The sequence below is a fragment of the Burkholderia sp. BCC1988 genome, from assembly GCF_905339895.1.
Taxonomy (GTDB): domain Bacteria; phylum Pseudomonadota; class Gammaproteobacteria; order Burkholderiales; family Burkholderiaceae; genus Burkholderia.
In genome coordinates this window covers 1-252 of sequence record NZ_CAJPHA010000108.1, presented here as the reverse complement: position 1 = coordinate 252, position 252 = coordinate 1, and the positions used below count along the sequence as shown (strand labels likewise).

Annotated in this window: 1 protein-coding gene; it reads left to right on the top strand. The window is 63.5% G+C overall.

Annotated features, from left to right (window positions below; all coding sequences use genetic code 11):
• The coding region (locus U4012_RS35780; RefSeq protein ID WP_321804608.1) for a hypothetical protein at positions 1–252 on the top strand (252 nt) is incomplete at both ends.

Below are 252 nucleotides of genomic sequence, written 5' to 3'. Positions count from 1 at the left end.
CGGTCACACCTGGAGCACCAGTTTCAGTGCCACCGAAGGCCTGAACGACGTACAGGTCCGGCAGACCGATATCGCCGGCAACACGTCCGATCCGACGTCGTTCAACTTCACGCTCGACACCTCGGCCGCCGCACCCGGTGTTGCGCTCGCCACCGATTCCGGCAGCAGTGCGTCCGATCACGTCACCAATGTCGGCACGTTGAACCTCACCGGCATCGAAACCGGCGCGACCGTCGAATACTCGACCGATGG